Annotated in this window: 21 protein-coding genes, 1 rRNA gene, 2 pseudogenes and 1 riboswitch; of the genes and pseudogenes, 9 read left to right on the top strand and 15 right to left on the bottom strand. The window is 70.8% G+C overall.

The annotated features are described in order from the left end of the window. Window positions 1-465, top strand: a pseudogene (locus tag LE548_RS42250) (amino acid transporter); the annotation flags it as partial. A 51-nt stretch (window positions 466-516) separates the two neighbouring features. On the opposite strand, the gene LE548_RS42245 reads toward LE548_RS42250, so the two are convergent. Next, window positions 517-1,098 carry a DUF1707 domain-containing protein gene (locus tag LE548_RS42245; protein ID WP_225102365.1) on the bottom strand — a complete coding sequence of 194 codons (582 nt, stop codon included), beginning with the start codon at window positions 1,096-1,098 and terminating at the stop codon, window positions 517-519. Window positions 1,099-1,222: 124 nt separating this feature from the next. On the opposite strand from LE548_RS42245, the gene LE548_RS42240 reads away from it, so the two are divergent. Next, window positions 1,223-1,618, top strand: a complete 396-nt coding sequence (locus tag LE548_RS42240; RefSeq protein ID WP_225102364.1) for a molybdopterin-binding protein — start codon at window positions 1,223-1,225, stop codon at window positions 1,616-1,618. A gap of 10 nt (window positions 1,619-1,628) precedes the next feature. Here LE548_RS42240 and LE548_RS42235 read toward each other — a convergent pair whose 3' ends face one another. Next, the gene (locus LE548_RS42235) at window positions 1,629-3,467 is read right to left on the bottom strand and encodes a PucR family transcriptional regulator (protein ID WP_225102363.1); all 1,839 of its coding nucleotides are present in this window, start codon (window positions 3,465-3,467) and stop codon (window positions 1,629-1,631) included. A gap of 209 nt (window positions 3,468-3,676) precedes the next feature. Here LE548_RS42235 and LE548_RS42230 point away from each other — a divergent pair, with 209 nt between their 5' ends. Continuing rightward, the gene (locus LE548_RS42230) at window positions 3,677-4,501 is read left to right on the top strand and encodes a xanthine dehydrogenase family protein subunit M (protein ID WP_225102362.1); all 825 of its coding nucleotides are present in this window, start codon (window positions 3,677-3,679) and stop codon (window positions 4,499-4,501) included. Beyond that, window positions 4,498-7,236, top strand: coding sequence for a molybdopterin-dependent oxidoreductase (locus LE548_RS42225; RefSeq protein WP_225102361.1), 2,739 nt, complete (start codon window positions 4,498-4,500; stop codon window positions 7,234-7,236). The genes LE548_RS42230 and LE548_RS42225 overlap by 4 nt, the downstream gene beginning before the upstream one ends. Here the strand turns inward: LE548_RS42225 and LE548_RS42220 are convergent. After that, window positions 7,151-7,639: a molybdopterin-dependent oxidoreductase gene (locus LE548_RS42220; protein WP_225102360.1), complete on the bottom strand. Its 489-nt coding sequence runs from the start codon at window positions 7,637-7,639 to the stop codon at window positions 7,151-7,153. The genes LE548_RS42225 and LE548_RS42220 overlap by 86 nt on opposite strands. Before the next feature lie 207 nt (window positions 7,640-7,846). On the opposite strand from LE548_RS42220, the gene modA reads away from it, so the two are divergent. Genes modA through LE548_RS42200 form a run of 4 tightly spaced genes read left to right on the top strand, consistent with a single transcriptional unit; the run spans window position 7,847 to window position 11,133 of the window. Further along, window positions 7,847-8,701 carry a molybdate ABC transporter substrate-binding protein gene (gene modA / locus LE548_RS42215; protein WP_225102359.1) on the top strand — a complete coding sequence of 285 codons (855 nt, stop codon included), beginning with the start codon at window positions 7,847-7,849 and terminating at the stop codon, window positions 8,699-8,701. Then, window positions 8,698-9,558 (top strand): molybdate ABC transporter permease subunit, encoded by an 861-nt coding sequence (modB, locus tag LE548_RS42210; RefSeq protein ID WP_225102358.1) that lies wholly within the window; start codon window positions 8,698-8,700, stop codon window positions 9,556-9,558. Before modA ends, modB begins: the two co-directional genes overlap by 4 nt. Window positions 9,559-9,599: 41 nt before the next feature. Continuing rightward, on the top strand, window positions 9,600-10,685 hold the full coding sequence (locus tag LE548_RS42205; RefSeq protein WP_225102357.1) for an ABC transporter ATP-binding protein: 1,086 nt from the start codon (window positions 9,600-9,602) through the stop codon (window positions 10,683-10,685). Window positions 10,686-10,713: 28 nt separating this feature from the next. Continuing rightward, window positions 10,714-11,133 (top strand): molybdopterin-binding protein, encoded by a 420-nt coding sequence (locus LE548_RS42200; RefSeq protein ID WP_225102356.1) that lies wholly within the window; start codon window positions 10,714-10,716, stop codon window positions 11,131-11,133. Between the two features lie 54 nt (window positions 11,134-11,187). Here LE548_RS42200 and gcvP read toward each other — a convergent pair whose 3' ends face one another. Next, complete coding sequence (gene gcvP / locus LE548_RS42195; RefSeq protein WP_225102355.1) at window positions 11,188-14,073, bottom strand: aminomethyl-transferring glycine dehydrogenase; 2,886 nt, start codon at window positions 14,071-14,073, stop codon at window positions 11,188-11,190. A gap of 174 nt (window positions 14,074-14,247) precedes the next feature. Further along, a riboswitch (glycine riboswitch) is annotated at window positions 14,248-14,342 on the bottom strand. 119 nt (window positions 14,343-14,461) lie between these two features. On the opposite strand from gcvP, the gene LE548_RS42190 reads away from it, so the two are divergent. Continuing rightward, on the top strand, window positions 14,462-14,833 hold the full coding sequence (locus LE548_RS42190; protein WP_225102354.1) for a PRC-barrel domain-containing protein: 372 nt from the start codon (window positions 14,462-14,464) through the stop codon (window positions 14,831-14,833). Between the two features lie 956 nt (window positions 14,834-15,789). Here the strand turns inward: LE548_RS42190 and LE548_RS42185 are convergent. From LE548_RS42185 to rrf, 11 genes and pseudogenes are all read right to left on the bottom strand, one after another. After that, a pseudogene (locus LE548_RS42185) lies at window positions 15,790-17,133 on the bottom strand (DNA polymerase IV); the annotation flags it as partial. A 68-nt stretch (window positions 17,134-17,201) separates the two neighbouring features. Continuing rightward, on the bottom strand, window positions 17,202-17,885 hold the full coding sequence (locus tag LE548_RS42180; RefSeq protein WP_225102353.1) for a MerR family transcriptional regulator: 684 nt from the start codon (window positions 17,883-17,885) through the stop codon (window positions 17,202-17,204). 281 nt (window positions 17,886-18,166) lie between these two features. After that, window positions 18,167-18,640 (bottom strand): bifunctional nuclease family protein, encoded by a 474-nt coding sequence (locus LE548_RS42175; RefSeq protein ID WP_026253112.1) that lies wholly within the window; start codon window positions 18,638-18,640, stop codon window positions 18,167-18,169. Between the two features lie 108 nt (window positions 18,641-18,748). Continuing rightward, window positions 18,749-19,486 (bottom strand): MerR family transcriptional regulator, encoded by a 738-nt coding sequence (locus tag LE548_RS42170; RefSeq protein ID WP_225102352.1) that lies wholly within the window; start codon window positions 19,484-19,486, stop codon window positions 18,749-18,751. A gap of 43 nt (window positions 19,487-19,529) precedes the next feature. Continuing rightward, a complete protein-coding gene (locus tag LE548_RS42165) occupies window positions 19,530-20,405 on the bottom strand; it encodes an FHA domain-containing protein (protein WP_225102366.1) in 876 nt (291 codons plus the stop codon). Between the two features lie 148 nt (window positions 20,406-20,553). Continuing rightward, window positions 20,554-21,387 (bottom strand): DUF881 domain-containing protein, encoded by an 834-nt coding sequence (locus tag LE548_RS42160; RefSeq protein WP_225102351.1) that lies wholly within the window; start codon window positions 21,385-21,387, stop codon window positions 20,554-20,556. 5 nt (window positions 21,388-21,392) lie between these two features. After that, window positions 21,393-21,725 (bottom strand): small basic family protein, encoded by a 333-nt coding sequence (locus LE548_RS42155; RefSeq protein WP_031174261.1) that lies wholly within the window; start codon window positions 21,723-21,725, stop codon window positions 21,393-21,395. Then, a complete protein-coding gene (locus LE548_RS42150; protein WP_225102350.1) occupies window positions 21,722-22,639 on the bottom strand; it encodes a DUF881 domain-containing protein in 918 nt (305 codons plus the stop codon). Before LE548_RS42150 ends, LE548_RS42155 begins: the two co-directional genes overlap by 4 nt. 134 nt (window positions 22,640-22,773) lie before the next feature. Continuing rightward, window positions 22,774-25,269, bottom strand: a complete 2,496-nt coding sequence (locus LE548_RS42145; protein ID WP_225102349.1) for a mannose-1-phosphate guanyltransferase — start codon at window positions 25,267-25,269, stop codon at window positions 22,774-22,776. 115 nt (window positions 25,270-25,384) lie between these two features. Continuing rightward, a complete protein-coding gene (locus LE548_RS42140) occupies window positions 25,385-25,993 on the bottom strand; it encodes a CDP-alcohol phosphatidyltransferase family protein (protein WP_225102348.1) in 609 nt (202 codons plus the stop codon). A gap of 108 nt (window positions 25,994-26,101) precedes the next feature. Then, window positions 26,102-26,179 (bottom strand): 5S ribosomal RNA (rrf, locus tag LE548_RS42135); the annotation flags it as partial.

The following is a 26,179-nucleotide window of genomic DNA, read 5'->3' as shown; positions in this document are numbered from 1 at the left end:
GCGGAACGATTCATCCGGGACATGGCCAGCCGCAAGATGCGGTTCATCGCCAACGAGCCCGGCCACCGCGACAAGGCCGAGTACCGCGACAAGGTCGAGCAGATCCGTGCGGACAACGACTTCACGGAGCACGAGGACTTCGTCTTCGTCGAGGTGACGGTCACCGACCCGTCCGAGTTCGAGGCGGGGCTGACCGTACGTGGAGAGGTGCTGCACGACCGCTACCGGGTGCTGACCCTGGAGTCCGCGTCCATCCCGAACGCCCTGGCCGCGCTCCTCCTCCACGCCCGGGAGATGACCGGCTGCACCCCGCACATCTACTTCGAGTGGACCGAGGGCAACCCCTTCGCCAACTTCCTGCGCTTCTTCCTCTTCGGCCAGGGCGAGGTCGCCCCGGTCACCCGCGAGGTCCTGCGCGAGGCGGAGCCGGACCGGGCCCGCCGGCCTCGGGTGCACACCGGCTGAGGCCGGCCAGGATTCGACGAGGGTCGGCCCCACGGTCGCGGCGGGGCCGGCCTACCTGCCGAACCAGCGCCGGTGCGGCCGTACGTCCAGTTTCCCCATGCTGAGCTGCCCCCGTATCTCCACCCGGAGCACGATCGGCGCCTCGGGATCACGGGGCGGCCGCACCCTGGTCTTGCCGTAGCCCACCGCCAGGGAGTCGGCGTTCACGAGCACGCCGGGCCGGGTGATCAGACGCAGGGTGCCGCCGCACATGTCCAGGTCGATGTCGAGCGTGTCGTGCGTGATCACGGCGTCGGAGAAGTCCAGGGTCACGTTTCCCAACCCGGACTCGATCTCCAGCCTGCGCGGTACGGCCCAGCGGCCCTCGCGCGTCGCCGAGGCGTACTGCTGCTCGATCCGGACGACGTCCTTCGCCGGTGCCGTGCCGGTCTCTTCCGGCAGGTCGGCGGTGAGCGCCGCGAGCTCGCCCAGCGTGCGCGCGGACAGCGCGGCCGCCACCCGCTCGTCCAGCTCCTCGGCCGTGAGCCGGCCGTCTGCGGCGGCGCCCGTCAGCACGTCCACCGCCCGGTCGCGGTCCGCGTGCGAGGCGCGCAGCCCCGATGATGTTTCCGTGGGCAGCAGTTCGGCCGCCATACCCTCACCCCGATCCAGAATGCCCCCGAGGGGAGCCACCGTCCCCACTAACGCTATATCGCGTTATACCCAACGGCCAACCCCACGGCCGCGGTTCCCGGCGCGGGGCCCTATCGTGACCGGCATGCAGTCCTACACGATCGGCCAGGCGGCACGGCTGCTCGGCGTGAGCCCGGACACCGCCCGCCGCTGGGCCGACGCGGGCCGGATGGCCACCCATCGCGACGAGGCCGGGAGACGGCTCATCGACGGCAGGGATCTCGCCGCGTTCTCGGTCGAACTGGCCAGGACGGCCGGCGGGGAGGAGGACGCCTCCTACACCTCCGTCCGCAATGCCTTCCCCGGCATCGTCACCGCGATCAAGCTCGGCGACGTCGCCGCCCAGGTCGAGATCCAGGCGGGCCCGCACCGGCTGGTGTCCCTGCTGACCCGCGAGGCCGTCGAGGAACTGGGCCTGGAGGTCGGCATGGAGGCCACCGCGCGGGTGAAGTCCACGAACGTGCACATCGACCGCGTGTGAGCCCCCGGCTTCACCGGCACAGCAGCGCCGCCCACAGATCGAGCCGGTCCCGCAGCCGGGACAGGTCACGGCCCGTCAGGCGCTCGATCCGCTCCACCCGGTAGTGGACGGTGTTCACGTGCAGATGCAGCGCCTGTGCCGTACGCGCCCAGGAGCCGTCGCAGGCGAGGAATGTCTCCAGCGTGCCCAGCAGGGCGGCGATGGAGGGCCGCCCGGTCTCCAGCAACGGACCGAGGACCGTACGGGCATAAGCGGTGCGGACCTCGGCCGGTACGCCGGTGAGCAGCGCGTCGAGGGTGATGAGGGAGCCGGCGTCGGTGAGCCGGGAGGCGTCGGGGACGGTGGTCCGGGCCGAGGTGAGGGCGTAGCGGGCCTGCGCGAGCGCCCCGGCGAGCTCCTCGGGCCCCGCCGCGGGCGCACCGGTGCCGCCGTGCAGCAGGACCCCGGGCGCACAGTCGGCGACCAGCGGCCACACCTCCTCCGCCCAGCCTCCCGGCACCCCGGACAGCACCGCGAAGGCGGACCCGTCCGGCAATCGCCCCACGGCCACCGCACCCCCGGCCCCACGCTCCCCACCGGCCGCCACCCCACCGCGGGCACGCCCAGCCGCCACCACACCACCGTCGGCACGCCCAGCCGCCACCGAGCCACCGCCGGCTCGCCCGGCCCCCACCACACCACCCTCGGCACGCGCGCCGGCCGCCCCAGCACCGCCGACAGCGCCCGCACCGCCCGCACCGCCCTCACCGGCACCACCGGCACCACCGGCACCACCGGCAGCCGAGGCCCCACTGACACCACTGACACCGCCGGCGGCCCGCGCCCTGCTCACGCCATCCGCAGCACCGGCAGCCCCCAACCCGCAGACACCACCGCCCCCCACCACATGCCCCGCCAGCTCGCTCAACGCCCCCTCGGCGAGCAGGCCTTCGTCCAGGTCCGGCTGCCGCGTGGCGGCGTCGGCGACGAGCACCTGGTACGGCCCCGTCTCCGGCAGCCCGCACCGCCGTAGCGCGGCCTCCACCGTGCCGTCCTCGCGGGCCTCCGGAGCCGCGAGCAGGGCGCCGAGTTCGTCCGCCGCGCGGAGCCCGGCCGAGGGGCGCCGGGCGGCGGCCTCCTGACAGTGGGCCAGCACGGCGGCGACCTCGTGCAGCATGCGCGGCGGGGCGCAGTCGGGGTCGGGCACGTACAGCAGCCAGCGTTCGTACGGCGAGACCCCGCTCGCGTCCACGGAGGCGGTCATTCCGGCACCGTCCGCCACGAGCGCGACCGCCTCCCGCGCCGGCACCCGCGGTGCGCCCTCGGTGGCCGCGACCGTACGACCCGACGCCGTGAAGACATACGCGGTGGTACCGCCGAGGTGGGCGAAGGCCTCCGCGAGGATGGCATCCGGCCCGGCCTCCCGGGCGAGCAGCCGGCTCAGCCGCACGCGCGCGTTCTCCGGCAGCGCGTGATGCCGGCTCAAGCCTCCCCACTGCCGCAGATACACGGTGTCGGTGATCGACCGGAACATGATGTGCGCCGGCACCCCGGCCACCGGCACACCGTGGCGCACGCACGCCTGGATCAGGTCGTCCGGCACACTCCCGTGGGTCTCCTCGCCCGCGAGCAGCGCGGCGGCTCCGGCATCCCTCAGGGCCGAGACGAACCGCTCCGCCTTGCCGTGACCGCCGTCGGGCGACCACCACACCAGCCCGCTCAGCACCACCTCGCCGGGCCGTACGAACCGGGCCGGGTCCTCCAGGTCCGTGACGGTCACTCCGCTGATTTCGCGCCGCAACAGCGCGTCCTCGGCCCACAGCAGGCGCAGCCCGAGGGAGGCGTCCCCCAGGAGGTGTTCGACGTGCATGCGCTGGCTCCTCGTACGGCCGCCGGAGGGCGAGCAGACTCCCGGCCTCTCGCATTCACCAGGCGAGTGCGAGAGAGAGCATCGTAAATGCAAGCCTTCGACAACGGAACGCCTCTTGGTGAATCCTCCAGTGCCGGAGCCTCGGGCGTCGGTGTTTCCGTGTCCTGAACCAGTCGTTTCGGCCGGTTCCCGTTGGTTCACTTCCGGCCATGGACCTGAACACGGTGGCCGAGATACGAGACGCCGGGCGGCCCGCACCCTGGCGGCCGGGGGACGCCTGGCTCGGCGGCGGGACCTATCTGTTCTCCGAGCCCCAGCCGCACCTGCGGCGCCTGGTGGACCTGAGCCGCATGGGCTGGACGCCCGCGCAGCGGCTCCCGGACGGCTCGCTGGAGATCGCCGCCACCTGCACCATCGCCCAACTGTCCCGTTACGCCCGCGACCTGATCGCTCCTGCCGCTCCCCTCTTCGAGCAGTGCTGCCGGGCCTTCCTCGCCTCGTTCAAGATCTGGAACATGGCCACGGTCGGCGGGAACCTGTGCAACGGCCTGCCCGCCGGCCCGATGATCTCCCTCACGGCCGCGCTCGACGGCACCTGTCTGCTCATCGCGCAGGACGGGTCCCTGCGCCGGGTCAAGGTCGCCGACTTCATCACCGGAGCGGGCCGCAAGGACCTCGCCGAGGGTGAACTGCTGCGCTCGGTCACCCTGCCCGCCCGCGCCCTGGGCTGCCGTACGGCGTTACGGCAAGTCTCCCTGTACGGCCTGGGCCGCTCGGCCGCCCTCGTCATCGGCACCCTCGACCCGGTCGACCACTCGCTCACCGTCACCGTCACCGCCGCCACGGTCCGCCCGGTGCGGCTGTGGTTCCCGCTGCCGCCGACGGCCGACGCGGTGCGGGCGGCGGTCGAGGGAGCCGTCGCGGACGGCGAGTGGTTCGACGACATCCACGGACTGCCCGAGTGGCGCCGGCACATGGCACTGCGGCTGGCGGAGGAGATCCGTCGGGAACTGACGGAGGAGGAGCGGCGATGAGGGTCGAGGTCAACGGACGGTCCCACGAGGAGCAGCCTCGCCCCGGCCAGTGCCTGCGCACCTATCTGCGCGAACGCGGCTGGTTCGGGGTGAAGAAGGGCTGCGACGCGGGCGACTGCGGCGCCTGCACGGTCCACGTCGACGGCGTGCCCGTGCACAGCTGTCTGTACCCGGCCTTCCGGGCCGACGGCCACAAGGTCACCACGGTCGAGGGCCTGGCCGCCCCGGACGGCGAACTCCACCCCGTGCAGCGCAAGTTCCTCGACGCCCAGGGCTTCCAGTGCGGCTTCTGCACGGCCGGCTTCCTGATGACCACGGCAGCCCTGAAGGAAGACCAACTCGCCGATCTGCCAAGGGCGTTCAAGGGCAACCTGTGCCGCTGCACCGGGTACCGGGCCATCGAGGACGCCGTACGCGGGGTGAAGAACGTGGAGGCGCCCGCGCCCGGCGAGTCCGTCGGCCGCAGTCTGGCCGCCCCGGCCGGACCGCAGGTCGTCACCGGCACCGCCCGCTACACCTTCGACCTCGACGTGCCCGGCCTGCTCCACATGAAGCTGCTGCGCTCGCCGCACGCCCACGCCCGCATCCTCGCCGTCGACACCTCCGCCGCCCTGCGCGTCCCCGGCGTCCAGGCGGTGTTCACACACCGGGACGCCCCGGAACGGCACTTCTCCACGGCCCGCCACGAACACCCCGAGGAGGACCCGGACGACACCCGGGTCCTGGACGACACGGTCCGCTACATCGGCCAGCGCGTCGCCGCCGTCGTCGCCGACAGCGAGGCGGCGGCCGAGGAGGGCTGCCGGCGGATCGAGGTGACGTACGAGGTGCTGCCCGCCGTTCTCGACCCGGAGGAGGCCATGCGGCCCGGGGCACCGGTCGTCCACGCCAAGGACCCGGTGACGGCCCGCATCGCCCGCCCCGAGGCCAACGTGATCGGCGAGGCGCACGGCGAGATCGGCGACGTGGAGGCCGGTTTCGCGGCGGCCGACGTCGTCTACGAGGAGACGTTCCGCACCCAGCGCGTCCAGCACGCCAGCCTGGAGACGCACGGCGCTCTCGCCTGGATCGACGAGGACGGCCGGCTCACCGTCCGCACCAGCTCCCAGACACCCTTCCTCACCCGCCGCGCCCTGTGCGCGCTGTACGACCTCCCGCACGAGCAGGTCCGGGTGGTGGCCGGCCGGGTCGGCGGGGGGTTCGGCGGCAAGCAGGAGATGCTGGTCGAGGACATCGTGGCCCTCGCCGTACTGAAACTGCGCCGCCCGGTGAAGCTGGAGTACACCCGGGCCGAGCAGTTCTACGGCGCCACCACCCGGCACCCCTTCACGATCCGGGTGAAGGCGGGCGCCCGCCGCGACGGTACCCTCACCGCGCTCCAGCTGCGCGTCGTCGCGAACACAGGCGCGTACGGAAACCACGGCCCGGCCGTGATGTTCCACAGCGTCGGTGAGTCCATGGCCGTCTACCGCGCCCCGCACAAGAAGGTCGACGCCTTCTCGGTATACACGCACACCGTCCCGGCGGGCGCCTTCCGCGGCTACGGCCTCGGCCAGGTGCTGTTCGCGGTGGAGTCGGCGCTGGACGAGCTGGCCCGCCGACTGGACCTGGACCCGCTGGAGTTCAAGGCGCGCAACATCATCGGCCCGGACGAGCCGATGCTCACTCCGGGCGGTCACGAGGAGGACCTGCACATCGCGAGCTACGGCCTGGACCAGTGCGTGTCGATCGTGCGCCGGGCCCAGGCGGAGCCCGTCGAGGGCGCCCCCGAGGGCTGGCTGGTCGGCGAGGGTGCCGCCCTGGCGATGATCGCGACCGGCCCGCCAGGCGGCCACATCGCCGATGCCAAGGCCGCCCTCCTCCCGGACGGCACCTTCGATCTGGCCGTCGGCACCGCCGAGTTCGGCAACGGCACCACCACCGTGCACCAGCAGATCGCGGCCGGTGAACTGGCCACCACCGTCGACCGGATCACCATCCGCCAGTCCGACACCGACGTCGTACGGCACGACACCGGCGCCTTCGCCTCCACCGGCACCGTCGTCGCCGGCAAGGCCACCCTGCGCGCCGCCCGCGCCCTCGCCGACCAGCTGCTGGACTTCGCCGCCGCCCACCTCGGCGTCCCACGTGCGGACTGCCGGCTCACGGAGGAGGCCGTCCTGCACCCGGGCGGGCGCCTGCTGCTGAAGGAGGTGTACGCCGCCTCCCGGGCCGTCGGCCTGGAGCTCACGGCCGACGGGCACTTCGGCGGCACCCCGCGCTCGGTCGCCTTCAACGCGCACTGGTTCCGGGTGGCCGTCGACCCCGGCACCGGCGAGATCCGCATCCTGCGCAGTGTGCACGCGGCCGACGCGGGCAAGGTGATGAACCCGATGCAGTGCCGGGGGCAGGTCGAGGGCGGGGTCGCGCAGGCGCTCGGCGCCACGCTCTTCGAGCAGGTCCTGCTGGACGAGCGGGGTGCCGTCGACACGGCCGCCTTCCGCCGCTACCGGCTCCCGCAGTACGCCGACGTGCCGCGCACCGAGGTGCACTTCATGGAGACGGCGGACGCGATCGGCCCGCTGGGCGCCAAGTCGATGAGCGAGAGCCCCTTCAACCCGGTCGCCCCGGCCCTGGCCAACGCGCTGCGGGACGCGACGGGCGTGCGCTTCACCGAGTTGCCGCTGCTGCGTGACCGGGTGTGGCGGGAGCTGGAGCGCCACAGCGGTAGCCGCCGTCCACCCGGATCGCGGTGATCCCGCTGATGTGCCGGGCCCCGCAGCGGTCCTGTGGCAGCACCAGCTGGGGCCCGGCCGCGTCCAGCCGGGTGCCGTCGATGGTCACGCCCAGCAGGACCGGCGCGTCGGCGAAGTCCGGGTCGATCTCGGCCCAGGACAGCAGCGCGTGGTGGCCGTCGGCGCCGCTGACGGCGATGAGGAAGCGCAGCCGGTCCTTGCGCCGGGCGGGGTCGAAGTCCGGGCCGGCGTCGGCGAGGACGTCGTACAGGCGCGGTCCGGTGAAGCGGTGCTGCTGGATGCCGCTGGTGGCGCAGTCGAAGCTGACGTCCACCTGGTGCTGCGGCAGGCGCAGCAGCTCCGGGACGGTCAGCCGGGCGGGCCGGGCCAGATCGCCGGTCAGGGTGAGTTGCGCGAGCGTCATGTGCGACCACCTCCCGCAGGACGGTACCCGCGCGGGCGCGCCGTACAAACGCACATGCAAGCCACACGTCACAAGTTCGCAGCTCATGCGATGCGACAGGAGACTTATGGCTGGTAGATGCGGCAGTATCATCGCCGCACGGCCGGGTTCCGCCGTCCGTGACAGGGCGCGACACTTGTTCCACAGAACGCGAGGAGTACATCCGTGATGACCCGTTCCGTGCGCCGCACCCGGCGCATGCTGAAGGTTGCCGGTGCGGGAGCCGCCGCCCTGCTGGCCCTCAGCGCCTGCTCCTCGTCCTCCGACTCGTCCGACTCGTCCGGCTCGTCCGGCTCGTCCGACTCGGCCAAGTCCACCGGCGCCGGCAGCTCGGCCTCGCCGAAGCTCTCCGGCGACGTCACCGTGTTCGCCGCCGCCTCCCTGAAGGAGAGCTTCACGGCCCTGGGCAAGGAGTTCGAGCAGCAGCACCCGGGCACCAAGATCACCTTCAACTTCGGCGGCAGCGACACCCTGGCCGCCAGCATCACCGGCGGCGCCCCGGCGGACGTCTTCGCCGCCGCCAGCCCCAAGACGATGAAGATCGTCACGGACAAGCAGGACGCCGCCGGCACCCCGGCCACCTTCGTCCGCAACCAGCTGGAGATCGCGACCCTGCCGGGCAACCCGCACAAGGTGACCTCGCTGAAGGACCTCACCCAGTCCGGTCTGAAGGTCGTGCTGTGCGACAAGACCGTGCCGTGCGGTGCCGCCGCGCAGAAGGCCCTGGACGCCGGCCACCTCAAGCTCACCCCGGTCTCCTACGAGCAGGACGTCAAGAGCGCCCTGAACAAGGTGGAGCTGAAGGAGGCCGACGCCGCGGTCGTCTACAAGACCGATGTGCACGCCGCCGGTGACAAGGTGCAGGGCGTGGAGTTCCCCGAGGCGGCGAAGGCGATCAACGACTACCCGATCGTGCTGCTGAAGAACGCGCCGAACGCCGAGGCCGCCAAGGCGTTCATCGCCCTCGTGCAGTCCGCCGAGGGCCAGAAGGTGCTGAGCGGGGCCGGGTTCCTCCAGCCGTGACCTCGCCTCTCAAGCCCGGCGCCGCGAGCGGTCCCCGCACGGACCGGCCGCGGCGTCGCCGCGTGGGCGCGGGGGCCCGGCGCGGGGTGCCGTTGCCGCTGCTGCTGCCGGGCCTGGTGGCGCTGGCGTTCCTGCTGCTGCCGCTGCTCGCGCTGCTCGTCCGCGCGCCCTGGCGCACCCTGCCCGACCAGCTGACCGGCACCGAGGTGTGGCAGGCCCTCCAGCTGTCCCTGGTCACCGCCACGGCGGCGACGGCCGCGAGCCTCGTCCTGGGCGTGCCCCTGGCCTGGCTGCTGGCCCGCACGGAGTTTCCCGGCCGGGGGTTCGTACGGGCCCTGGTGACCCTGCCCCTCGTCCTGCCCCCGGTGGTCGGCGGTGTGGCCCTGCTGCTGGCCCTGGGCCGCAACGGGGTGGTCGGCAGGTGGCTGGACTCGTGGTTCGGGATCACGCTGCCGTTCACCACCGCCGGGGTCGTGATCGCGGAGGCGTTCGTCGCGATGCCGTTCCTGGTCATCAGCGTCGAGGGCACCCTGCGCGCGGCCGACCCGCGCTACGAGGAGGCGGCGACGACGCTCGGCGCGTCCCGCTTCACCGCGTTCCGCCGGGTCACCCTGCCGCTGATCGCCCCCGGCATCGCGGCCGGCGCGGTCCTCGCCTGGGCCCGTGCGCTCGGCGAGTTCGGCGCGACGATCACCTTCGCCGGCAACTTCCCCGGCCGCACCCAGACCATGCCCCTCGCGGTCTACCTCGCCCTCCAGAACGACCCCGACGCCGCCATCTCCCTCAGCCTGGTCCTGCTGGCCGTGTCGATCGCGGTACTGGCGGGGCTGCGGGACCGCTGGATGACGGGAGCGTGAGCGTGGCAGCCGACCCGACGCATGTGCGACCGTACGGTCCTGTGACCGACATCGACGCCCCCGCAGCCGGCCGCCGGCAGGCGGGCGACGAGGGCCTCGACGCCCGCCTCGTCGTCGACCGGGGCTCCTTCCGCCTGGACGTGCCCCTCACCGCCGCCCCCGGGGACGTCGTCGCCCTGCTCGGTCCCAACGGCGCCGGCAAGACCACCGCCCTGCGGGCCCTGGCCGGTCTGGTCCCGCTCTCCGACGGGCATCTGCGGCTGGACGGCGCCTCCCTGGAGCGCTTGCGCCCGGAGTCCCGCCCGGTCGGTGTGGTCTTCCAGGACTATCTGCTCTTCCCGCACCTGACCGCCCTCGACAATGTGGCCTTCGGGCCGCGCTGCCAGGGCGTCTCCAAGGCCGAGGCCCGTGCCCAGGCCGCCGCGTGGCTGGACCGCATGGGTCTCGCCGACCACGCCCACGCCAAGCCGCGCAGGCTCTCCGGCGGGCAGGCCCAGCGGGTGGCCCTCGCCCGGGCCCTGGCCACCCGGCCCCGGCTGCTGCTCCTGGACGAGCCGCTGGCCGCCCTGGACGCCCGTACCCGCCTGGAGGTCCGGGCCCAGCTCCGCCGCCACCTGGCCCGGTTCGAGGCGGTCGCCGTCCTGGTCACCCACGACCCGCTGGACGCGATGGTGCTCGCGGACCGGCTGGTGGTCATCGAGGACGGCCAGGTCGTCCAGGAGGGCACCCCATCCGACATCGCCCGCCACCCGCGCACCGACTACATCGCCCAGCTCGTCGGCCTCAACCTCTACCGGGGGCAGGCGGACGGACACGGGGTACGGCTCGACGCCGGGCCGTCCATCACGACCACGGAAGACCTGTCCGGACCCGTCTTCGTGGCCTTCCCGCCCGCCGCCGTCACCCTCTTCCGGGACCGGCCGACCGGCGCCAGCGCCCGGAACCTGTGGCGCTGCGAGGTGGAGGGCCTGGAGGCGCACGGCGACCAGATCCGCGCCGACCTCACCGGTGAACTGCCGCTCGCCGCCGACCTCACCACGGTCGCCGCCGCCGAGCTGGATCTGCACCCGGGTGCACCAGTCTGGGCGACGGTCAAAGCGACGCAGACCCATGCATACCCAGCCTGAACGCGCCCGCGCACTACGGTGTGAGGCCATGACCCTGAGCATCCGCAATCAGCTCCCCGGCACCGTCACCGAGGTCCACACCGGCGAGGCCATGGCCACCGTGAAACTCCGGCTGGACGGCGGTCAGGACCTCACGGCGGCCATCACCAAGGAGTCCGCCGAGGACCTGGCCCTCGCCCCGGGCACGCCCGTCCGTGCCCTGGTGAAGTCGACCGAGGTCTCCCTCGCCACCGGCCGGCTCCAGGGCCTGTCGATCCGCAACCAGCTTCCCGGCGCGGTCACCGGCCTCACGACGGGCGCCGCCATGGCCTCCGTGAAGATCGCCGTCGACGGCGGCGAACTGACCGCGGCGATCACCAAGGACGCGGCCACCGACCTCGGCCTCTTCGTCGGCTCCGACGTGGTCGCTCTGATCAAGGCGACCGAGGTGGCTCTCGCGACCACGTGACAGGGCGAGGGCCCCGCCCGGAAACCGGACGGGGCCCTGCGAACCACCGCGCGCTCAGTCCTCGTACGCGTCCAGCGGCGGGCAGGAGCAGACCAGGTTGCGGTCGCCGAAGGCCTGGTCGATACGGCGCACCGGCGGCCAGTACTTGTCGGCGGCCGAGACACCGGCCGGGAAGACGGCCTCCTCGCGGCTGTAGGCGTGCGCCCAGTCACCGCCGAGCGCGGCGGCGGTGTGCGGAGCGTTCGCCAGCGGGTTGTCCGCCGCCGGCCACTCGCCCGCGCCGACCTTCTCGATCTCCGCACGGATGGCGATCATCGCGTCGCAGAACCGGTCCAGCTCGGTGAGGTCCTCCGACTCGGTCGGCTCGATCATCAGCGTGCCGGCCACCGGGAAGGACATCGTCGGCGCGTGGAAGCCGTAGTCGATGAGCCGCTTGGCGACATCGTCGACGCTCACGCCGGTCGCCTTGGTCAGCGGACGCAGGTCGATGATGCACTCGTGCGCGACCAGGCCGCCGGGGCCGGTGTAGAGCACCGGGTAGTGCGGCTCCAGGCGCTTGGCGATGTAGTTCGCCGACAGCACGGCCACCTGCGTGGCCCGCTTGAGGCCCTCGCCGCCCATCAGACGGACGTACGCCCAGGAGATGGGCAGAATCCCGGCCGAGCCCCAGGGAGCGGCCGAGATCGGTCCGACGCCTGTCTCCGGGCCCGCGGCCGGCTGCAGCGGGTGGTTCGGCAGATACGGCGCCAGGTGCGACCGTACGGCCACCGGGCCGACGCCGGGACCGCCACCGCCGTGCGGGATGCAGAAGGTCTTGTGCAGGTTCAGGTGCGAGACGTCACCGCCGAAGTGGCCCGGCTTGGCGAGGCCGACCAGCGCGTTGAGGTTGGCGCCGTCGACGTACACCTGGCCGCCCGCCTCGTGCACCCGGGCACAGATGTCGGCGACGTGCTCCTCGAAGACGCCGTGCGTCGACGGGTACGTGATCATCAGCACCGCCAGCTCGTCGCGGTACTGCTCGATCTTGGCGCGCAGGTCCTCGACGTCGATCTCGCCGTCCTCGGCGGTCCTGACGACGACGACCTTCATGCCGGCCATGACGGCGCTGGCCGCGTTGGTGCCGTGCGCGGAGGACGGGATCAGGCAGACGGTGCGCTGCTCGTCACCGTTCGCCCGGTGATATCCGCGTACGGCGAGCAGCCCGGCCAGCTCGCCCTGGGAGCCGGCGTTCGGCTGGAGGGACACCTTGTCGTATCCCGTCACCTCGGCGAGACGTTCCTCCAGCTCGTGGATGAGCGTGAGGTAGCCCTCGGCCTGCTCGGCCGGGGCGAACGGGTGCAGCTGCCCGAACTCCGGCCAGGTGACCGGCTCCATCTCGGTGGTCGCGTTGAGCTTCATGGTGCAGGAGCCCAGCGGGATCATGCCGCGGTCGAGCGCGTAGTCGCGGTCGGCGAGCTTGCGCAGGTAGCGCAGCATCGCGGTCTCGGAGCGGTGCTGGTGGAAGACCGGGTGGGTGAGGTAGCTGTCACCGCGCAGCAGCCCCTCGGGGAGGGCGTCGGCGGCGGTCGCGTCCAGCGCCTCGACGTCGCCCTTGACACCGAAGGCGGCGAAGACGACGCCCAGCTGAGCCCGGTCGGTGGTCTCGTCGCAGGCGGCGGAGACGTGGTCGGCGTCGACCAGGCGCAGGTTGACGCCGTTCTCCTGGGCGGAGGCGACGACCTCGGCGGCCCTGCCGGGCACGCGCGCGGTGACGGTGTCGAAGAAGGCACCGTGCACGAGCTCGACACCGCCGGCCTTCAGCCCCTCGGCGAGGATGGTGGCGTACCGGTGCGTCCGCTGCGCGATGGCCCGGAGCCCGTCCGGCCCGTGGTAGACGGCGTACATGCCGGCCATCACGGCGAGCAGCACCTGGGCGGTGCAGATGTTGCTGGTGGCCTTCTCGCGGCGGATGTGCTGCTCACGGGTCTGCAGCGCGAGCCGGTAGGCCTTGTTGCCGTCGGCGTCGACGGAGACGCCCACGAGCCGGCCGGGCAGGCTGCGCGCGAACTTCTCGTGTACGGCCATGTAGCCGGCGTGCGGACCGCCGAAGCCCATGGGCACGCCGAAGCGCTGGGTGGTGCCGACGGCGATGTCCGCGCCCAGCTCACCCGGCGAGACCAGCAGCGTCAGGGCGAGCAGATCGGCGGCGACGGTGACGAGCGCGCCGAGCTCGTGAGCCTGGTCGATGACCGGCTTGATGTCGCGTACGGCACCGGAGGCGCCCGGGTACTGGATCAGCACGCCGTTGATCTCGCGCGCGGCGATGTCGGCCGGGATGCCCTCGCTGAGGTCGGCGACGACGACCTCGACACCGGTCGGCTCGGCACGGGTCTCGATGACGGCGATGGTCTGCGGCAGCGCGTCCGCGTCGACGAGGAAGAGTCCCTTCTTGTTCTTCCCCATGCGCCGGGACAGCGCCATCGCCTCGGCGGCGGCCGTGCCCTCGTCGAGGAGGGAGGCGCCCGAGGTGGGCAGGCCGGTGAGGTCGGCGACCATGGTCTGGAAGTTCAGCAGCGCTTCGAGCCGCCCTTGGGAGATCTCCGGCTGGTACGGCGTGTAGGCCGTGTACCAGGCCGGGTTCTCCATGACGTTGCGCAGGATGACGGGCGGGGTGAACGTCCCGTAGTAGCCCAGCCCGATCATCGAGCCGAGCACCTGGTTGCGGTCGGCCAGCCCGCGCAGCTCGGCGAGCACCTCGGCCTCGGTACGGGCGTCCGGCAGATCGAGGGCGTCGGCGTTCTTGATCACGTCCGGCACGGCGGCGGCGGTCAGCTCGTCCAGCGAACCGTAACCGATGTGCGCGAGCATCTTGGCCCGCGCTTCCTGGTCGGGCCCGATGTGACGCTGCTCGAACGGGATGCTCTGTTCGAGCTCGGAGAGCGAGGGGCGATGGGCGGTCATTGCGGAGGCCTCCTGGTCTGACGCGACCTTCGAGGGACACCACGGCACGGGTGCCCCGACGGCCTCCCCCTCTGTCATCTCAACCTGAGAGCTTCACCGGGCGCCCGAAGGTCCCGGCTTTCACCGTCGGTGAGGGCGGAAGCCGTCGACACCCGCCCTGCTTTCCAGAGTGACCTCGTCCGTGCGGTACGTGAGCCTGAGAGATTCCGGGGAGGATTTGCTCCTTCGGCGCCTCCGAAGTGGTCGGAGGACTCTCCCGCACGGGTTCAGCAGCCGTTGTCAGACTACCAGCGAGGTCAACGCCCGAGCCTTCGAGTGGCCGCCTCCGCGAATGTGCTCTTTTGTAGTGCTTACGGATGAGTTGCGACCACGTGGAGGGAGAGGGACCGTGCAGACCGACATCGATCCGCGCAACCTGATCGGCCGCAAGGCGTTCGACCGCAATGGCACCAAGATCGGCACCGTCGACGAGGTGTACCTGGACGACGCGACCGGCGTACCCGAGTGGGCGGCCATACGCACCGGCCTGTTCTCCCGCGACGCCTTCGTCCCCCTGGAACCGAGCGAACTCATCGAGGGCACCCTCCACGTCCCCTTCGACCGCGCTCTCATCAAGGACGCCCCGGACTTCGGCGTGGGCCGCCACCTCTCCCCCGACCAGGAACTCCAGCTCTACCACCACTACGGCCTGGACACGGCCCCACCGCCCTCCCTCCCGGACCACGACTTCGGCAAACTGGCAGGCTCAGAGGAACCATGACCCGCCGCCACCCCGACCCCACTGTGCCCCGGCGTTTCACCAGAGACCGGGGCTTCTTCAGAGCCCCGGTCTCCGTCCGGGTGTCGGGGCTCCATCAAGGGCCAGGGCCATCACAAGCGGGGCTTCTCACAGACGGGACTTCATCACGGGCGGGGCTTCGTCACGGGCCCGGACGCCACCCGGAACCCAACCTTCACCCGAGACCTCAGCTTCGTCCGGAGCCTGAACCACACCCGAAGCCCGACCGTCGCCCAACACCCGAGCCTCGACCGGAACCCAAGCCTCACCAAAGGCCCGACCCGCATCCGCGACCAGGGCGTCGACCGGAACCCAAGCATCACCCGAGACCTCAGCTTCGTCCGGAGCCTGAACCACACCCGAAGCCCACCCTCACCCCACACCCGAGCCTCGACCGGAACCCAAGCCTCACCGGAGACCTAAGCTCCGTCCGGGGCCTGAGACACACCCGAAGCCCGACCCTCCTTCGAGGCCCAAGCCCCCCATCCGACATCTCACCCGCGACCGGAACCCCGAGCTTCGCCCGAGCGCTCAGCTTCGTCCGGGGCCTGGGCCCCGGCTTCCGAAGCCCGACCCGTATCCGTGGCCAGGGCGTCGACCGGAACCCACGCATCACCCGAGACCTCGGCTCCATCCGGCGCCGACCCCAAGCCCAGAGCCCGAGCCCCGTCCGAAGCCCGAGCGTCCCGCGGGGCCGGAGCCTCGGACGAAGTCTGACCTCCGCCCGAGACCTCAGCTTCACCTGGAGCCGGAGCCGGAGCCGCGCCCGGGGCCCGATCCTCATCCGCGGCTCTGGCTCCGTCGGGAACCCGAGTCGCGTCCGAAGCCTGTTCCCGGTCCCCGCCCCACCCGTCGGCGCCGGCGCCCTCGTCCGGGGTCCGGGGCGGAGCCCCGTGTCGGTCACTGTCTGACTGACCGAGACGGGCGGGCGGGTGGGCAGAGTCCGCAACCAACGGCAACGGCTCAGCAGACTCCAGCGCCGGATCCCCCACAAAAAACGTCCGTACCCGCCCCGGAGCCGACTGAGGCGTCTCGAACCGCACCGTCACCCGCCCCAACCCACTCCCCTGCACCCAGCCGGGCCCATACTCGGCATGCCGCACATCCTGCCCGGCCCGCCATTGCCGCTCGACAGCCACCGGCCCCTCGGGAGCGACCTCACCCACCCCCCTCTCCGGCTCCTCCGCCGAAGGCACAGGCACAGGCACAGGCAACGCCTGCGCGAACAGATCCTCCTGCGTGTAATCGGCGAGCCCGGAAACACCCACCCCGAGCAGCCGTACCCCGCCCGTGGTGTCCACGGAGTCCAGCAACCGCGCGGCCGCCTCCCGCACGACCGCCGGATCGTCCGTGGGCCCACGCAGCGTCTCGGAGCGGGTCAGGGTCGAGAAGTCGTACCGTCGCACCTTCAGCACGATCGTCCGCCCGGACAGCCCCGCGCCCCGCAGCCGCCCCACGCACCGGTCCGCGAGCCGCTGCACCTCCAGACCGATCCGCAGCCGGTCATGGATGTCCACGTCGTACGTGTCCTCGACCGACACCGACTTCGCCTCGCGCTCGGCCACCACAGGCCGCTCGTCATGCGCCAGTGCCATGGCGTACAGCGCGTGCCCATGCGCCTTGCCGAGCAGCCGTACCAGCTCGTCCTCGCCCGCCTCGGCGAGCTCATCGACCGTGGTGATCCCGACCCGCCGCAGATGGTCCCCCGTGGCCGGGCCCACCCCCGGCAGCGTACGCACCGGCATCGGCCCCAGCAGCGCCCGCTCCGTCCCCGGTTCTATGAGCATCAGCCCATCCGGCTTGGCCTGCTCCGACGCGATCTTCGCGAGCATCTTGGAGGCGGCGAGCCCCACCGACGCGGTGAGACCGGTGACCGCCCGGATGTCCGCCCGCAGCTTGATCCCGGTCAGCCGCGCCGACTCCGCGTCCCAGGCCCTCCCGCCGGCCTCCAGGTCCACGAACGCCTCGTCCAGGCTCAGCGGCTCCACGAGCGGTGACAGCTCCCGCAGCAGCGCCATCACCTGCTCGCTGACCGCCCGGTACAGACCGAAGCGCGGCACCAGATACGCGGCGTTGGGCGCCAGCCGGCGGGCCTGGCCCATCGGCATCGCCGAGTGCACCCCGAAGACCCGGGCCTCGTACGACGCGGTGGCCACCACCCCACGCGGACCGAGCCCGCCCACGACGACCGCCTTCCCGCGCAGGCTCGGCTTGGATGCCTGCTCCACAGAGGCGTAGAAGGCATCCATGTCGAGATGGAGGATGGTCGGCGCGCGTCTCACATCTCCGATGCTGCACCACGGCACTGACATTGCCGCGGTGCGGAGGACGACCGTGCGCGATACGGCGCTCAGACCGCCCGGTTGCGCCGGCGGGCCAGCTCGTCGGCCGGGTTGTGCCCGACGAGTGTCTCGCCCGTGTCGATGCGCTCACCGTGCAGCTGAGAGAGCGCGCTTTCCACGTCCCGCCACACCACGCCGACAGCGATCCCGAAGATGCCCTGACCGCCCTGGAGCAGGGCATGGACCTCGTCCGGGGAGGTGCACTCGTAGACCGTGGCGCCGTCGCTCATCAGGGTCATCCGCTCCAGGTCACGGAAACCGCGTTCCCTGAGATGCTGGACGGCCGTGCGGATGTTCTGCAGCGAAACCCCGGTGTCCAGAAAGCGCTTGACGATCTTCAGGACGACCACGTCCCGGAAGCTGTACAGCCGCTGGGTGCCCGACCCGTACGCGGGCCGCACGCTCGGCTCGACCAGGCCGGTGCGCGCCCAGTAGTCCAGCTGCCGGTAGGTGATGCCTGCGGCCGCGCACGCCGTCGGCCCGCGGTAGCCGATCTGCTCGGACGTCATCGCCGCCGCCCCTCCGCCGTCCGGCACCGCCGTCGGCCGCTGCCGAGCGTGATCGACCGCGCTGCCCGGTTGGGGGTACCCCCCGTTCGAACGCAGCTGAGAACCCGGGGGAGGGTACGGACCGCTCTCCCCGAACCCGCGTCCGGGGGCACCCCCAGCCGTACCGTCGCCGCTCGTTCTCACGCCGACCTCCGTCCTTGACCTGCCTTCTCGACGGTAGGCAGTCACCAGGGGTGCGTCAACGATCGCCACACTCGGCACGCCGAGTGATAATCACCCAAGGAGTGGTTTCCCGTGTCCCACCGCGGGGAAAGGCTAGCCGAATGCGCTCGCGGGAAGCCGTAGGACGCTCTCAATGGCCGGTGGCAAGTGCCCGCCCCACCGGCCCATACGGGGCTCACGGCATTCGCCGTACGCGCCCGCTCCTGGTCACCGCTCGTGCGTGACCGGTGGCCACGCGCGGATCACTGGCTGCTGGTGCCGAAGTCCTCGGGCGAGATCTGGTCGAGGAACTCGCGGAACTTCTCCACCTCGTCCTCCTGCTCGTCCGGGATGGCGATGCCCGCGTCGTCCAGCACCGTGTCACTGCCGTAGATCGGCGTCCCGGTGCGCAGGGCCAGCGCTATGGCATCGGAGGGACGGGCGCTGACCTCGACCCCGCTCGCGAAGACCAGCTCCGCGTAGAAGACGCCTTCCCGCAGGTCGGTGATGCGTACTTCGGTCAGCTCCTGGCCGACGGCCTCCAGCACGTCCTTGAACAGGTCGTGCGTCAGCGGTCGGGCGGGGGCCATGCCCTGCTGGGCGAAGGCGATCGCCGTCGCCTCCCCCGGCCCGATCCAGATGGGGAGGTAACGGTCGCCCCCCACTTCGCGCAGGAGCACGATCGGTTGGTTGGAGGGCATTTCGACCCGGACACCTACGACATCGAGCTCGTTCACACAGCAACCCTAGGCCGTGCCCGCTGCCTTTGGGTAGTCGGGCCGGGAACAGGTGCCCGATCCGCCGCGCGATCCGGTGCCCGACGGACCCCGGCCATCAGGGCACTGTCAGGGCAGTCGCACCCCGAGAGCGGTCTTCACCAGAGCCGTGTGCAGCTTCACCGTGAGCGCCGCCAGCTCCTTCGTACGGGCCTCGGCCAGCGCCCTGGTCTGGGGGTTGCGATGGCGCTTGAGCGGGGCCACGACCTGGTCGACGAGCCCGGCCTCACGGTCGGCGGCGGCCTTCATCACCCGAAGGTGGCGTGGCTCGATCCCGAACCGGCCCAGTTCGGAGACGAGCGCGGCCACGGTGACGGCCTCGGCGTCGTACGACCCGTCCGCCAGCGGAGCGATCAGCCCGTAGGACTCCCACTCCTTCAGCTCGCCCTCGTCGACGTCCGCCGCGGCCAGCAGCTCTGCCCGGCCGACCCGGGCGACCGTGGGCCCCGCCGGAGGCATCTGGAGGTCCTCCGGGGTGCGCTGACGCCCGACGACGGGCAGCTGGACGGCCTCACCCCGCTCCATGGCGTCCAAGTGCTCACGGATCACCTTGAGCGGCAGATAGTGGTCCCGCTGCATCCGCAGCACGTGCGCCAGCCGCTCGACGTCCCCGGCGCTGAACTTGCGGTACCCCGAAGGGGTCCGCTGCGGCTCGATGAGCCCCTCCGACTCCAGGAAGCGGATCTTGGAGATGGTGACTTCGGGGAACTCGTCGCGCAGCACATTCAGCACCGTGCCGATGCTCATCAGTCCACTGTCCCTGGCGGCGGTACCGCTTCCGGCACCGCCGCTCGGTGTTTGAAGCATGGACCTTCCCTGGGGTCCCCCCGGACACCGGTCCGGGGGCGGGTCAGATGCCCTGGTGCCGGCTCGCGTAGAACACCAGCCGGTACTTGCCGATCTGCACCTCGTCGCCGTTCTGCAGCACGACCTGGTCGATCGGCTCGCGGTTGACGTACGTGCCGTTCAGGCTGCCCACGTCGGCCACGGTGAACGAGCCGTCCGGGGAGCGGCGGAACTCCACGTGGCGACGCGAGACCGTCACGTCGTCGAGGAAGATGTCGCTCTGCGGATGACGGCCGGCCGTGGTCAGGTCGGCGTCCAGCAGGAAGCGGCTGCCCGAGTTCGGTCCCCGGCGCACCACCAGCAGCGCCGAACCGAACGGCAGCGCGTCCACCGCGGCCTGCGCTTCCGGCGACAGCGTCGGGACCTGCGTCTGGCCGGTGACCTCGGCGTCGTAGGCCTCCAGACCGGAGATCGAGATCGTGGACGTCGTCTCGGAGGCACGCTCCGGCGTCACCCCGGGGCGCAGCGGCGCGCCGCAGTTGGAGCAGAAGCGGGCGTTCTGCGCGTTGCGGTTGCCGCACCTCGTACACACCAGGACCGACATGGACGGATCCTCCTGCGGCGGCTGCCCCGCCGGGGCGTTGGACGCGTACGGACCGGAGGCGAACCCTCCACCCGTACCCGAGGGTGACGGTTGCCCGAAACCTATGCCGCCGGACTGGGACGGGTCAACCGACGCCCCGCCCTGGCCTCCGGAAATGTCACCGCCCGGACCAGAGACCTGGTCCCGGAACAGCGGGCGCTGGCCCTCCGCGTCGGGCTGGGCGCGATGACGAGCGGTGGCGTTCTCGCTCCCCTCTCGCGCGCTCTTGCCGAACAACTTCGCAAACAACTTCACGGGCGATTCCCCTTGACCGAAACAGACCCGCCCGTGGGGCAGGACGAACCCTGATTGCCTTCACCGGCTGAGCCGGACATTCTCACAACGTCCGTATCCACCGGACAGTTTCCACCACGCACCACCTCTTCAGTGCGCCGACCCCCCGCAACCTCATGCCCCTGCCGGACGCCCCTCATGCACCGCCGGTTCACTGGGAGGACGACCGAGCGTAGTCAGGCCGCTTCGCCTGCCGCAAGGCATCCACGACGATCTTGTCCGAGCCCTCGACGGTCACCGTGGCCTGCTCCTTCTCCAGGGTCTGCACCACTCCTCCCGGGATGTTCAGCGCCGGCTCCAGATCCTGCGGCTTGCCGATGACCTGGAAACGATAGGGGGCGTTGATCTTGTTCCCGTCGACGCTCACGCCGTTGCCGGCATCCGCGAAGTACGTGCTCGCGACCACCCGCACCCCGTTGAGCTCGATCGCCTCGGCCCCGGCCGCGCGCAGCTCCTGGACCGCGTCGAGCAGCATGTCCGCCTTGACCGTCCCCTTCGTGTCCTCGACCGTCATCGTGATGCCGGGACCCTGCGCCGCCACGGTGCCCGCCAGAATGCCGAGTTGCCTCTCCTTCTCGGCCGTCTGCCGACGGGCCTCCGCCGCCTGGTCGGAGCTGCTCTGCAGCTCCTGGCGCTGCTTTTCCAGTCCCTGCTTCTCGTCCTCAAGACGCTGAGTACGCGCATCCAGTTCATCGAGGATGCGCACAAGATCTTCCTGCCGGGCACCACGCAGCGCGCTGTCGGTCTCGCTGTTGGAGGCCACCTGCACGGCCAGGCCGAAGCCGAGGCCGAACAGCAGCAGGGCGACGATGAGTTGGGCTCGGGTGAAACGCGGCGGCCACAGACCCTTGACCAGCCGCTGCCGACCGGTCAGCGGCGCCTGAAGCCGCTCGGCCGCCTGACCGGGCTCGGGGGCCTCCGCGGGCACCTCGGCCGGCAGTTCCTTGCGCAGCCTGTTCTCCGGCTGCTCGTTCGGCTCGCTCATGCCTGTCACGCCCGGAAGACGTGCCGCCGGATCGCCGCGGCGTTGGAGAAGATCCGGATACCGAGGACCACCACGACACCCGTGGACAGCTGCGCGCCCACGCCCAACTTGTCGCCCAGGAACACGATCAGGGCGGCGACGACGACGTTCGACAGGAACGAGACCACGAAGACCTTGTCGTCGAAGATCCCGTCGAGCATGGCCCGCACGCCGCCGAAGACGGCGTCCAGCGCCGCCACGACGGCGATCGGCAGATACGGCTCGACGACCGCCGGAACCTCGGGCCGGACCAACAGGCCGGCCACGACTCCCACGACGAGGCCCAGTACGGCGATCACGATGTGCCCTTCTCAGTCTTCTCGGTGCTCGGCCGTGCGGTGCGCACGATCACACTCGGTGCGGCGGGCAACCGTACGTCGCCCTCGGTGGAAATGGTGGCGCGGATCCCGAAGTTCTCCTCCAGGGCATGCAGATACAGCCCGTCCGCGCTGTTCTGGAACCCGGTGCTCAACCTCTCCCCGTCCCCCACCGCCAGCACCGTGTACGGCGGCACCAGCGGCCTGTTGTCGACCAGTATCGCGTCTCCCGCGGCCCTGATCGCGGACAGGGCTGTCAGCCGCTGCCCGTTGATGGAGACGGCCTCGGCCCCGGACGCCCACAGACCGTTGACCACGCGCTGCATGTCACGGTCGCGCACCCGGCCGGTGTCGGAGAAACCGGAGGTCTCCCGCGGGCTGGTCGCGTCACCGCCGGTGCTGGCCTCCTTGGCGTCGTTCACGACGAGCTTGACACCCGGCCCGTGCACGTCGGTCGCCCCCGACAGGACGCCCACCAGGTCCGCCTGCGCGCTGCCGCCGCTGGACTTCAGCGCCGCACGCTGGCGCGCGCTGACGTCGTCACGCAGCTGGTCGACGGATTTCTGCAGCTTGTCCGCACTCGCGGTCTCGCTGTCGACGCGGTCGATCAGCTCCTGCCGCTCCTTGGCCACCACGGGCGCCGCCACCTGCGCCTGCGCCGCACCGAGGGTCACGACGAGTGCGGCAAGGACGAGACCGCCCGCGAGGCCCAGCTTCGCCCGCAGCGTCCTGGGCAGCCCGCCCTCGCCCTGGGACTTCTTCCGGGCGGCGGCCTCGGCGTACCCGTCGTCAAGGCTGTGATCCATGACATTGGTGATCAACGACATGGAGGCGTCCGGACGCTGCGGCCGCACAGGGCTGCTCCGAACGGGGGGTTGCTGCGGCATGCCGCACATCGTCGCATGTCGCGGGCCGTACCTCCGAATGGCCCCACGGACGTGCCGGACAGGCCCCCATGGGGACACTTGTCCGACACGCGCGCGTGCGTGGATTCACGCCTTCGGTACGGTGCCGCCCTGTTGCGGGCTCCTCACCGGCCGGCGCTGTCCACGATGGCCGACCACTCGTCCAGCAGGGCCTGCGCAGAGGCGTCGTCGGGGCCCTCGGCCCACAGATGGGTGACAGCCTCAGCCGGATCGGGCAGCACCATCACCCAGCGCCCGTCCGTCTCCACGACCCGCACACCGTCGGTCGTGTCGACAAAGCGATCCCCGGCCGCCTCGACCACCCGCCGCATGACCAGACCCTTGACGGCCCACGGCGTGGCCAGGTCCCGCTTGAGGACGTGCGCCCGCGGGATGCGCGCGTCGATCTGGCTGAGCGTGAGCTGCGTGCGGGCCACGAGCCCGATCAGCCGTACGAAGGCCGCCGTACCGTCGTAGACCCCGCTGAACTCGGGGACGATGAATCCGCCCTTGCCGTCACCGCCGAAGATCGTCCCCTCTTCGCGCCCCACGCGCGTGAGGTCGTCGGGCGAAGTGGTGGTCCACTCGACCTGTGTGCCGTGATAGGCGGCGACCTGCTCGGCGATCCGGGTCGTGGTGACCGGCAGTGCCACCCGCCCGCTGCGCCGCTCCGCGGCCACCAGGTCGAGCATCACCAGCAGCGCCCGGTCGTCCTCGATGATCCGGCCCTTCTCGTCCACGAGCGACAGCCGCTCGCCGACGGGGTCGAACCGCACCCCGAAGGCGGCCCCCGATGACGCCACTATCTCGCCGAGCCGGACCAGCCCGCCCCGTCGCATCTCGGCCGTCTCGGTGGGCCGCGACTCGTCGAGACCGGGGTTGATGGTCAGCGAGTCCACCCCGAGCTTGCCGAGCAGGCTGGGCAGCACCAGCCCGGCACTGCCGTTGGCGGCGTCCACGACGACCTTCAGGCCGGACTCGGCGATACCGGTGATGTCGACGTTCCGCAGCACCGTGCCGGTATACGAGTCGAAGACGCTCGCCGGGAAGTACAGATCGCCGATCTCACCGGGGAACGCCCGCCGGTACTCCTGCCGCGCGAACACCCGGTCCAGCTTGCGCTGCCCGCCCTGCGACAGGTCGGCGCCCTGCCCGTCGAAGAACATGATGTCGACCGAGTCCGGCACCCCGGGCGAGGTCCGGATCATGATGCCGCCGGCACTGCCGCGCGCGGTCTGCTGCCGGGCCACGGGCAGTGGCACGTTCTCCAGGTCTCGTACGTCGATGGCGCTCGCCTGCAACGCGGAAATCACCGCACGCTTCAGCGCACGGGCGCCCCGGGAGTGGTCGCGAGCGGTGGTGACGGTGGAGCCCTTCTTCAGCGTGGTCGCGTAGGCCCCGGCCAGCCGCACCGCCAGCTCAGGCGTGATCTCGACGTTCAGGATGCCTGACACCCCACGGGCACCGAAGAGATTGGCCTGGCCTCTGGACTCCCAGATGACCGAGGTGTTGACGAAGGCGCCGGCCTCGATGGTCTTGAACGGGTACACCCGGACGTTGCCCTGAACAATCGATTCCTCACCGATCAGGCACTCGTCACCGATGACCGCGCCGTCCTCGATCCGGGCGGCACGCATGATGTCGGTGTTCTTCCCGACGACACAGCCTCGCAGATTGCTGTGCTGACCGACATACACGTTGTCGTGCACGACGGCTTTGTGCAGGAAAGCACCGCTCTTGACCACGACATTCGATCCGACGACGGTGTGCTCACGGATCTCCGCGCCGGCTTCGACCTTGGCATAGTCACCGATGTACAACGGCCCACGCAGTACGGCGTCGGGATGCACTTCGGCGCCTTCCGCCACCCAGACGCCCGGCGAGATCTCGAATCCGTCGATGTCGACGTTGACCTTGCCCTCAAGCACGTCGGCCTGGGCCTTCACATAGCTCTCGTGGGTACCGACGTCTTCCCAGTAGCCCTCGGCGACATAGCCGTAAACCGGCTTGCCCTCCTTCATCAGCTGCGGAAAGACGTCACCGGACCAGTCGACCGGAACATCCGGTTCGACATAGTTGAAGACCTCGGGCTCCATGACATAGATGCCCGTGTTGACCGTGTCGGAGAAGACCTGACCCCAGGTCGGCTTCTCCAGGAAGCGTTCGACCTTGCCTTCCTCGTCGACGATGGTGATGCCGAACTCCAGCGGATTGGGCACACGGGTCAGACAGACCGTGACCAGCGCGCCCTTCTCCTTGTGGAAATTGATCAGGTCGGTGAGGTCGAAGTCGGTCAGGGCATCACCGGAGATGACGAGGAAAGCATCGTCCTTCAACGCCTCTTCGGCGTTCTTGACGCTTCCGGCGGTACCGAGTGGCTTCTCCTCATTGGCATACGTGAGCTCCATTCCGAGCTCTTCGCCGTCGCCGAAGTAGTTCTTGACGAGCGATGCCAGGAACTGGACGGTGACAACGGTCTCGGTGAGCCCGTGCCTTTTGAGCAGCCGTAGCACATGCTCCATGATCGGGCGATTGGCCACGGGCAGGAGTGGCTTGGGCATGCTTGAGGTCATGGGGCGCAGGCGTGTGCCTTCGCCTCCGGCCATCACGACGGCCTTCATGTCGGAAGCGTCCTCCTCGCAAGAGACGACGGTCTAGCCGACTTCACCCGTCCTGATTGTCCCGCACTTTTCGGCTGCGGGCCATCGAGACATAACGTCAGGACAATCGCCGAGCTCAATCGGCCATGCTGTCCGCCCGAACCAAACGGCGGACCTGTACCACGTAGAGCACTCCTGCCCACCAGTAGAGCGTTGTACCCCATCCGGCGAACGCCCATCCGAAAATAGCAGCGAGTGACGCGATCCAACCACTTCCGTCACTGAGGAGCAGCAACGGGAAGGCGTACATCAGGTTGAAGGTTGCGGCCTTCCCGAGGAAGTTCACCTGCGGCGGCGGATACCCGTGCCGGCGAAGGACTCCCACCATCACCAGGAGAACCAGTTCCCTCGCCAGCAGCAGAGCGGTCAGCCAGATCGGCAGGATGTCGCGCCAGGTGAGACCGAGCAGCGTGGAAAGGACATAGAGCCTGTCGGCCGCTGGATCGAGAAGCCGGCCGAGGCTGCTGATCTGATTCCAGCGCCGGGCGAGCTTCCCGTCGAGATAGTCACTGATGCCGCTGAAGGCCAGCACGAGGAGAGCCCAGCCGTCACTCTTGGGACCCCCGAACTCGGGCCTGAGGATCAGCCACAGGAAGAGGGGTACGCCGACGAGCCGCGCCATGCTGAGAATGTTGGGGATGGTGAGGACCCGGTCTGTCTGGACACGGGTCTCCTGGACCTCCACCCGGGGGCCTCCTGTGCGAAAACGAGCCAACGATGCCCCCTGACCCTACCTCAACGCAAAAAAGCTCCGGCCCCTGGGCAGTACCCAAGAGCCGGAGCTGTAAAAGAAGTTCGGCGGCGTCCTACTCTCCCACAGGGTCCCCCCTGCAGTACCATCGGCGCTGTGAGGCTTAGCTTCCGGGTTCGG

The sequence above is a fragment of the Streptomyces sp. CoH27 genome (genome assembly GCF_020181035.1).
Classification (GTDB): Bacteria; Actinomycetota; Actinomycetes; order Streptomycetales; family Streptomycetaceae; genus Streptomyces; species Streptomyces camelliae.
Note: the sequence above shows the minus strand (reverse complement) of the source record. Positions and strands in the feature narration are given on the sequence as shown.